This window comes from Allosphingosinicella sp. (assembly GCF_036387215.1).
Taxonomy (GTDB): domain Bacteria; phylum Pseudomonadota; class Alphaproteobacteria; order Sphingomonadales; family Sphingomonadaceae; genus Allosphingosinicella.
Genome location: NZ_DASVUE010000127.1, coordinates 1 through 6922, shown reverse-complemented (window position 1 = coordinate 6922; position 6922 = coordinate 1). Strand labels below are relative to the sequence as shown.

Sequence of the window (6922 nt, the reverse complement as noted above, 5' to 3'; positions counted from 1 at the left end):
GTTGCTCGGCGGCCATCGGCAGCCAGGCCGCCTCGTCGATCGTGGCGACTCCGTCCGCGGAATATTCGAAGCTGCCGGTGCGGCCGAGCTCGTCCAGCGCCTGCTTGGCCTGATCGCAGACCTTCGCGGGCAGCCGATCGGTTACTGCGGGCGGTGGCTGCTCCGCTTCGCCGCACGCCGCCAATGCCAGCGACGCCAGAGCCGCCATCGTGATCGTTCTGCTAGAGATCATGCCTTCGACCCTTCCCTCAACCGTTCCAACGCCCGCTCTTTGCCGATCAGCAGCGTCAGCGGCCCCATTTCGGGTCCGCTATCCCGCCCCGTCAGCGCCCTGCGCAAGGGGAGAAAGAGGGATTTCCCGGTCCGGCCGCTGCTCCGCTTCAGCTCCGCGGTGAGCGCACCCCAGGGATTGCCGCCCCAGTCGATCCGCTCCGCCGCCTCCGCCGCCTGGGCGAGGAAGCTGCGATCCTCCTCTGCGTCCCTGCGTTCGATCGGGCCCACAACCACGTGCCACCAGTCGGCGGCATCCGCAACGGTGGCGAGGTTCGGCCTGATCGCCTCCCACGCCTCGCCATCCATGCCCGGGGGAAGCCGGTCCGCAACCGCTTGAAAGGGGAGTTGGTGGAGGATGCGTGCGTTGAGGCCGGCAAGCTCCTCCATGTCGAACCGTGCCGGCGCACGCCCGAAGGACGAGAAGTCGAAGCTTTCGATCAGCGGCTCCGGCGCCGCGACCGGCTCGACCGGCTGGCTGGTCCCGATCCGCGCCAGCTTAGCGATGAGCGCGATCGGCTCGATCCCGGCGTCCCGCATCGCCTCGACGCCGAGCGAGCCCAGCCGCTTCGAAAGCTTCCCCTCCGAGCCCACCAGCAAGGCTTCGTGCGCGAAGGCGGGGACGGGCGCTCCGAGTGCCTCGAACATCTGCACCTGGATTGCCGTGTTGGTGACGTGATCCTCGCCGCGGACGACGTGGGTGATGTCGAGATCCACGTCGTCAACCACACTCGGAAGCATGTAGAGCCAGCTGCCGTCCTCGCGCCGGATCACCGGGTCGGACAGCAAGGACGGATCGAAATGCTGCGGCCCGCGCACGAGGTCGTTCCATTCGATCGCCCGATCATGATCGAGCCTGAACCGCCAGTGCGGCCGCCGCCCCTCCGCCTCGAGCGCCGCGACTTCGTCCGCGCCGAGCGACAGAGCCGCCCGGTCGTAGACCGGCGGCTTGCCCCGGCTCAGCTGCACCTTGCGCTTGAGATCGAGCTCCTGCGCCGTCTCGTAGGCGGCATAGACCCGTCCCTCCGCCCGAAGCCGCTCGAGCGCCGCCTCGTAAGGCGCGAAGCGCTGGGACTGCCTGTGCTCCTCGTCCGGCGGCAGGCCGAGCCATGCGAGGTCGTCTCGGATGCCCTGCGCCGCTTCCTCGCTCGAACGCTCGAGATCGGTATCGTCGAGCCGGAGGATGAACTTGCCCTGATGCTTTCGCGCCCACAGCCAATTGTGCAGCGCCGTCCGGATGTTTCCGACATGGATGCGTCCGGTGGGCGAGGGCGCGAAGCGGGTGATGACATTCATCCGCGCGGCATTAAGCGCCGCCTCCGCCCGCGGCAATCTCAGCCGAAGAGAAGCCGCCCCAAGGTCCTGTCCGGCGCGGCCGCGAGCACGCCCGCCACGACGAGCCCGATATAGACGCCGCGCATGCCGCTGATATGCGCCCGCACATTGCCGCGCCGCGCGTTCCAGATCGCCAACGGGATCGCCACAAGAGTCATGACGGCGAACAGATGGATGAAGCTGAAGCCGCCGCGCAGGCTCTGAAGCCAGAAGCTGGAGACAGCGGTCACCATCATCATCCCTGCCCAGATCCGACCCATCAGCTTGTGCTGCGCATCGCCCTTCGGCCGCCACAGCACGTAGGCGCCGAGCGGAAGCGCGGGCACGGCGGTGAAGAGGTGGACCATAAGCGCGACGCGGGCGCCCGACGGGGGATGCCAGCCTTCGGTCCGCCCAGCGGAATATGAAAGGGCCCACAGGAGGAGCGTCACCACCATGGTCGCCGCGGCCGCCATCGCAATGGGCCGCCATCCGCTCCTCGACTCCGAAAGCACCGGCATTCCTATCGTCTCCGTCGCCGCGGAAGGCGGCATCGGGGCGAGCATGGCGGGTGCCGGTCCCCCTGCAAGCGAGGCTTCGCGAGCGGGCGCCGCTCTTTCGCGAGCCCCGTCTTTCGCGCTATTCGTCCCGTTCACGAAGCGCGAACGGTCCGGGAGGTGCGCGTCTGATGGCACTTCGCCGCGTTGCGATCGATCTCTTCCTGATGGCGGCGATGGGGGCCGTGCTCGGCCTCATCGCGCCGTTCGGGAGCGCGGTGATACCGCCGGCTTTGCGGTTCCTTTACTGGGTCGGGTTCCTCGTCGCCGGCTATTGCATCTTCCGCCCCGTTTCGGCCGTGGCCGGCTGGGTGACGGAGGAGAGCCGGGTGCCGCGCTGGGCGGCGGTGGTGCTCACCGCCCTCGTGGCGGCGCTTCCGCTCACCGCCCTCATCGCCTTTGCGATGGGCGGGATGCGGGTCACCACCTTCTGGTTCGGAAACCGCTTCCCGATCCTCTACCTGCAGGTGGCGGCGCTCGGCGTGTCGATCCACCTGCTGATGCAGCTGCTGTTCCCGCGAAATCGGGCGGCCGCTCACCCGGAGCCTGCTCTTGCTCCTCCCCCGTCGGCCGAAGTCTCGGTTGAGATGCCGGCGCCTTTCCTCCGCCGGCTACCGCCGCATCTGGGCCATGAGCTGCTCTGCCTGGAGATGGAGGATCATTATGTACGGGCCGTCACCAGCCTCGGCTCTTCGCTGATCCTGATGCGGCTCGGCGACGCGATCGCGGAGCTGGGCGCAGCGGGTATGCAGGTCCACCGCAGCTGGTGGGTGGCCTTCGCGGCGATGGAGGCGCTCGAACGCGACGGCCGAAGCGCCCGCCTGCGTCTTTCCAATGGGGACACGGTGCCGGTCTCCCGCGCCTATCTTCCGGCCGTTCGCGAGGCGGTGCGCTCAGCTGGCGGGCGAGAGGTTTGACAGCGGGGCGGCGGCCACTAAGACCGGGCCGGCCGCCTCCGCCTCGCTTCCAGGGATGATCGAATGAAGTTGATGTCGGGCAATTCGAACCTTCCGTTGGTGAAGGCCATCGGGAATTATCTCGAAATGCCGATCACGGACGTCAGCGTCCGCAGGTTCGCCGACGAGGAGGTGTTCGTCGAGATCCACGAGAATGTCCGCGGCGAGGACGTGTTCGTGATCCAATCGACCTCCTATCCGGCCAACGACAATCTGATGGAGCTCCTGATCTGCATCGATGCGCTCCGCCGCGCGTCCGCCAAGCGGATCACCGCCGTCCTCCCCTATTTCGGCTATGCGCGGCAGGACCGGAAGCCGGGGCCGCGCACGCCGATTTCGGCCAAGCTGGTCGCCAACCTCATCACCGTCGCCGGCGCCAACCGCGTGCTTTCGATCGATCTCCACGCCGGGCAGATCCAGGGCTTCTTCGATATTCCGACCGACAATCTCTACGGGGCACCGGTGATGTCCGCCGATATCCAGGCGCGTTTCGCCGGGCGGCAGATCACGGTCGTCTCACCGGACGTCGGTGGCGTCGTCCGCGCCCGGGCGCTCGCCAAGCGGCTCGACAACGCGCCGCTCGCGATCGTCGACAAGCGCCGCGAGCGGCCAGGCGAATCGGAGGTGATGAACATCATCGGCGACGTCGCCGGGCGCTTCTGCATCCTCGTCGACGACATCGTCGATTCGGCGGGCACGCTCTGCAACGCCGCGGCGGCGCTGCGCGAAGGCGGGGCTGAGGAAGTGGTCGCTTATTGCACCCATGGCGTCCTTTCCGGCGCGGCGGTCCCCCGAGTCGACAATTCGGCGCTCTCGGAGCTGGTGATCACCGATTCGATCGCGCAGCACGAAGCGGCGGCGGCGACGAACAAGATCCGAATCCTCACCATCGCCCCCCTCCTCGCCGAGGCCATTCGCCGGATCGCCGACGAATCGTCGGTCTCGAGCCTGTTCGACTGATGCCCCGGCTGCTGCTCACCGGCGCCGGGCGCGGGATCGGACTGGAATTCGCGCGACAATATGCCGACGACGGCTGGAGCGTCATCGCCACCGTCCGGAACGAGGCTGCGGCCGAGAAGCTTCGGGCGCTTCCCGGAGACATCCAGGTCCAGTTTCTCGACATGCGCGACCACGGCGCGCTCGTGAGCTTCGCGAAAAGCATCGAAGGGCCGCTCGATCTCTTCATCGCCAATGCGGGCATGACGCGCCCCGACGGCATCACCGCCGATGATGCGGACGGCTGGATCGAGGTGCTCGACGTCAATTGCGTCGCGCCGACCTTCCTCGCCTACAATCTGGCTCAGGTCGTCGCAGAGGCACGCGGCAAGATGATCGCGATCACAAGCCAGATGGGCAGCATCGCCGACAACAGCTCCGGCGGCTGGAACGCCTACCGCGCGTCCAAGGCCGCGCTGAACGCGGCCTGGCGCTCGATGGCGGTGGAGATGCGGGCGCAGCCGGTCGCGATCGCAATGCTCCACCCCGGCTGGGTCAGGACCGACATGGGCGGCCCCGGCGGCACCCTCGATACGGAAGCCAGCGTAACCGCCCTCCGGCGGGTGATCGATGGACTTAGCGAAGACGAAAAGGGCGTCTTCCTCAACCACAAAGGCGAAGCGCTGCCCTGGTAGCTCGATCGGCTTAGAAGATGCCGAGGAACTTCTTCCGCTTCTTCTTCGGCTTGTCTCCGCCTTTCGCATCCTTCGAGATCGCATCGACCTTGCCGCCGTCCTTCTCGCGCTGGGCGTAGGCCCGGGCGCCGGCGAGGACGGGGCCGCACTGGACCGAATCGGCATCGCCCGGATCGATGAAGGCGACCACCGCCGCCAGCGGGCTGACAAGCGCGGCAAGGCCGAGGCCGGCGCCCGCCCGCGCCATCAGCTCGCCGCTGATCGGGTCGATCCGCGGCGCGGCAAAATAGCCTTTGACACCGATCGGCGACTGCGCGGAAAAGGCGCTGAACGTCTTCGCATCCGCCTCGATCGCGAGATTGAGCGATTCGTCCTTGAAGCTGAAGCCGCCGCGGCCGCCGATCACGTTCTTGGTGGTGTCGATCAGGATCGGATCGGCGGCTGCGATGCCGTTCCTGACGGTGAAGGCGACGAGGCCGCAATTGATCCGCACCGGCTCCTTCAGGCGCTTCTCGAACATCTTCTGCACGAAGGTGCCGATGTCGAGCTCGCTCAACTGCACGTTTCGTGTCCAGAAGGTGCCGGCGGGCATGATCACGGCGATCCGCCCGTTCGCGCTGGCAAGCGATTCGTGCACCGAATCGCCCGTGCCGCTGAGGCGGATCCGAGCCTTCATCCGTCCGGTCGTACCCGAATCCTCGGCTCCGAACTTCGCCAGCAGCACGCCCATCCGCACCGGCGACAGGCGGATGTCGTAGTCCGTCCTCACCGGCCGGCCGCGGGCATTGATGATGATGTCGGAGGTGAGATGGCCGCCGGCGATGTCGAAGGTGAGCGGCGAAAGCTTCAGCAGGCTGCGGTCGAGATCGAGCCTGAGGCCGATATTCGAGATCGGCGCCTTCTCCATCCGCAGCCGGCCGACCCGATAATCGAGATGGGCGTCGAACTGACGAAGCCCGGCGACGTTCAGCGACGCGTCCGGAAGCACCCGCGGCCGCCCACCGACATTTTGGATCGCGCCGCTCGCCCCGAGCCGGTCAAGCCGCTCGGGATCGTAGCCGACCCAAGGGCCCGCATCGAGGATGTCCAGCACCCGGCTCGTCAGATCGGCATCGATCTTCAGCCGGTTGCTCGGCATCGTGATCGTCATCGCGCCGGCGAGGTCGCTGTCGCCGAACGTGCCGCGAAGGCCGGTGAAGCGCCACGTATCCCGCCGCTTGGTGAAGTTGGAGGTCAGCGCATAGCGCCGCGTGTCGGGGATCACGACTCCCAGGAATTCGAACAAGGAGGCAAGGTTCGTCCCCCGGGCGCGCATCTTCAGCGCTGCGCCCTCGACGTCGGTGGCGCCGCGCAAGGTGCCGCTGACGTCGAGCGTGTTCCCCGCCCCCACCGCCTGCAGCGCAAGCCGGTTCTGCCCACCGCGCACCGTCTGGTTCGGCGACATCAGGCTTCCCGACAGACGGAACGGCTTGTCGCGCATGCTTCCGCCGCCGGAGAAGCGGATGTCGCTCTCGAAGCGGTCGTCACGCGCCCGCACCGTCTCGAACTTCAAATCAGCCTGGAACCTGAGCTGCGGCGCGCGGTAGCGAAGATCGGAGCCGGTGACGCTGGCGCGGCGGATGAGCGGCATGTCGAAAGGCTCGGCCGGCTTGTCGGGATCGCCCATCGTCCAGGTGTTACGCTTGCCGCTCGAATCCCATTCGAGATCGAGGTCGCCGTCGACGAGGTTCAGCCAATTGACCCGCCGGTCGCTCCGGAACAGCAGCGGGAAGGTGGCGATGTTGGTGTCGATCAGCTTCGATTCGAAGAAATTGTCACGGCTCGCCCAGTCGGGGTTGGAGATTGTGAGCCCCTCAGCGAGGAATTTGATGTTGATGGGGTTCAGATAAAGCTGGAAGTCGCCGGCGACATTCACGTGCCGAAGCGTCCGCTCGCTCATGTAGCGCTCGAAATGGGGCTTCAGGAACCGCCCCTTGGTAATGAACAGGATCGCCCAGGCCAGGACGAGAAGACCGATCAGGGTCGCCAGAATCGACAGGCCGGCGCCGAGGAGGTTGGAGCCGAGCTCTTTGCGGCGAAGCTGCGGACCGTCGATACGCGACACGGTCGTTTCGGACATGAAGCTAAAACATGTCGGGGGCTACGCGGTTCCTGCACCCGCCTTGCCTTCCGCTGCCCATCCCCTTATAGGCAC

General features: G+C 66.9%; 7 protein-coding genes. 3 read left to right on the top strand and 4 right to left on the bottom strand.

What is annotated here, in order from left to right:
* The 3 genes from VF662_RS05140 to VF662_RS05130 all read right to left on the bottom strand — a co-directional run.
* A partial coding sequence (locus VF662_RS05140; RefSeq protein ID WP_464138548.1) for a hypothetical protein occupies positions 1–232 on the bottom strand: 232 nt, incomplete at its 3' end.
* Positions 229–1566 carry a glutamate--tRNA ligase gene (gltX, locus tag VF662_RS05135; protein WP_464138546.1) on the bottom strand — a complete coding sequence of 446 codons (1338 nt, stop codon included), beginning with the start codon at positions 1564–1566 and terminating at the stop codon, positions 229–231. The genes VF662_RS05140 and gltX, both read right to left, overlap by 4 nt.
* A gap of 38 nt (positions 1567–1604) precedes the next feature.
* Positions 1605–2105: a DUF2306 domain-containing protein gene (locus VF662_RS05130; RefSeq protein WP_464138542.1), complete on the bottom strand. Its 501-nt coding sequence runs from the start codon at positions 2103–2105 to the stop codon at positions 1605–1607.
* 167 nt (positions 2106–2272) lie between these two features.
* Here VF662_RS05130 and VF662_RS05125 point away from each other — a divergent pair, with 167 nt between their 5' ends.
* The 3 genes from VF662_RS05125 (at position 2273) to VF662_RS05115 (ending at position 4728) form a co-directional block, all read left to right on the top strand.
* On the top strand, positions 2273–3058 hold the full coding sequence (locus VF662_RS05125) for a LytTR family DNA-binding domain-containing protein (RefSeq protein ID WP_464138537.1): 786 nt from the start codon (positions 2273–2275) through the stop codon (positions 3056–3058).
* Positions 3059–3121: 63 nt separating this feature from the next.
* Complete coding sequence (locus tag VF662_RS05120; RefSeq protein WP_464138532.1) at positions 3122–4057, top strand: ribose-phosphate pyrophosphokinase; 936 nt, start codon at positions 3122–3124, stop codon at positions 4055–4057.
* The gene (locus VF662_RS05115; RefSeq protein WP_464138528.1) at positions 4057–4728 is read left to right on the top strand and encodes an SDR family oxidoreductase; all 672 of its coding nucleotides are present in this window, start codon (positions 4057–4059) and stop codon (positions 4726–4728) included. Before VF662_RS05120 ends, VF662_RS05115 begins: the two co-directional genes overlap by 1 nt.
* Before the next feature lie 10 nt (positions 4729–4738).
* Here VF662_RS05115 and VF662_RS05110 read toward each other — a convergent pair whose 3' ends face one another.
* Positions 4739–6847 carry an AsmA family protein gene (locus VF662_RS05110; RefSeq protein ID WP_464138525.1) on the bottom strand — a complete coding sequence of 703 codons (2109 nt, stop codon included), beginning with the start codon at positions 6845–6847 and terminating at the stop codon, positions 4739–4741.
* Between the last annotated feature and the right edge of the window lie 75 nt (positions 6848–6922).

What these genes read in the sequence shown, in the direction of transcription:
- VF662_RS05130 (WP_464138542.1), bottom strand. Translation starts at nt 2,105, where the DNA reads ATGCCGGTGCTTTCGGAGTCGAGGAGCGGATGGCGGCCCATTGCGATG.
- VF662_RS05125 (WP_464138537.1), top strand. Translation starts at nt 2,273, where the DNA reads ATGGCACTTCGCCGCGTTGCGATCGATCTCTTCCTGATGGCGGCGATG.
- VF662_RS05115 (WP_464138528.1), top strand. Translation starts at nt 4,057, where the DNA reads ATGCCCCGGCTGCTGCTCACCGGCGCCGGGCGCGGGATCGGACTGGAA.
- VF662_RS05110 (WP_464138525.1), bottom strand. Translation starts at nt 6,847, where the DNA reads ATGTCCGAAACGACCGTGTCGCGTATCGACGGTCCGCAGCTTCGCCGC.
- gltX (WP_464138546.1), bottom strand. Translation starts at nt 1,566, where the DNA reads ATGAATGTCATCACCCGCTTCGCGCCCTCGCCCACCGGACGCATCCAT.
- VF662_RS05120 (WP_464138532.1), top strand. Translation starts at nt 3,122, where the DNA reads ATGAAGTTGATGTCGGGCAATTCGAACCTTCCGTTGGTGAAGGCCATC.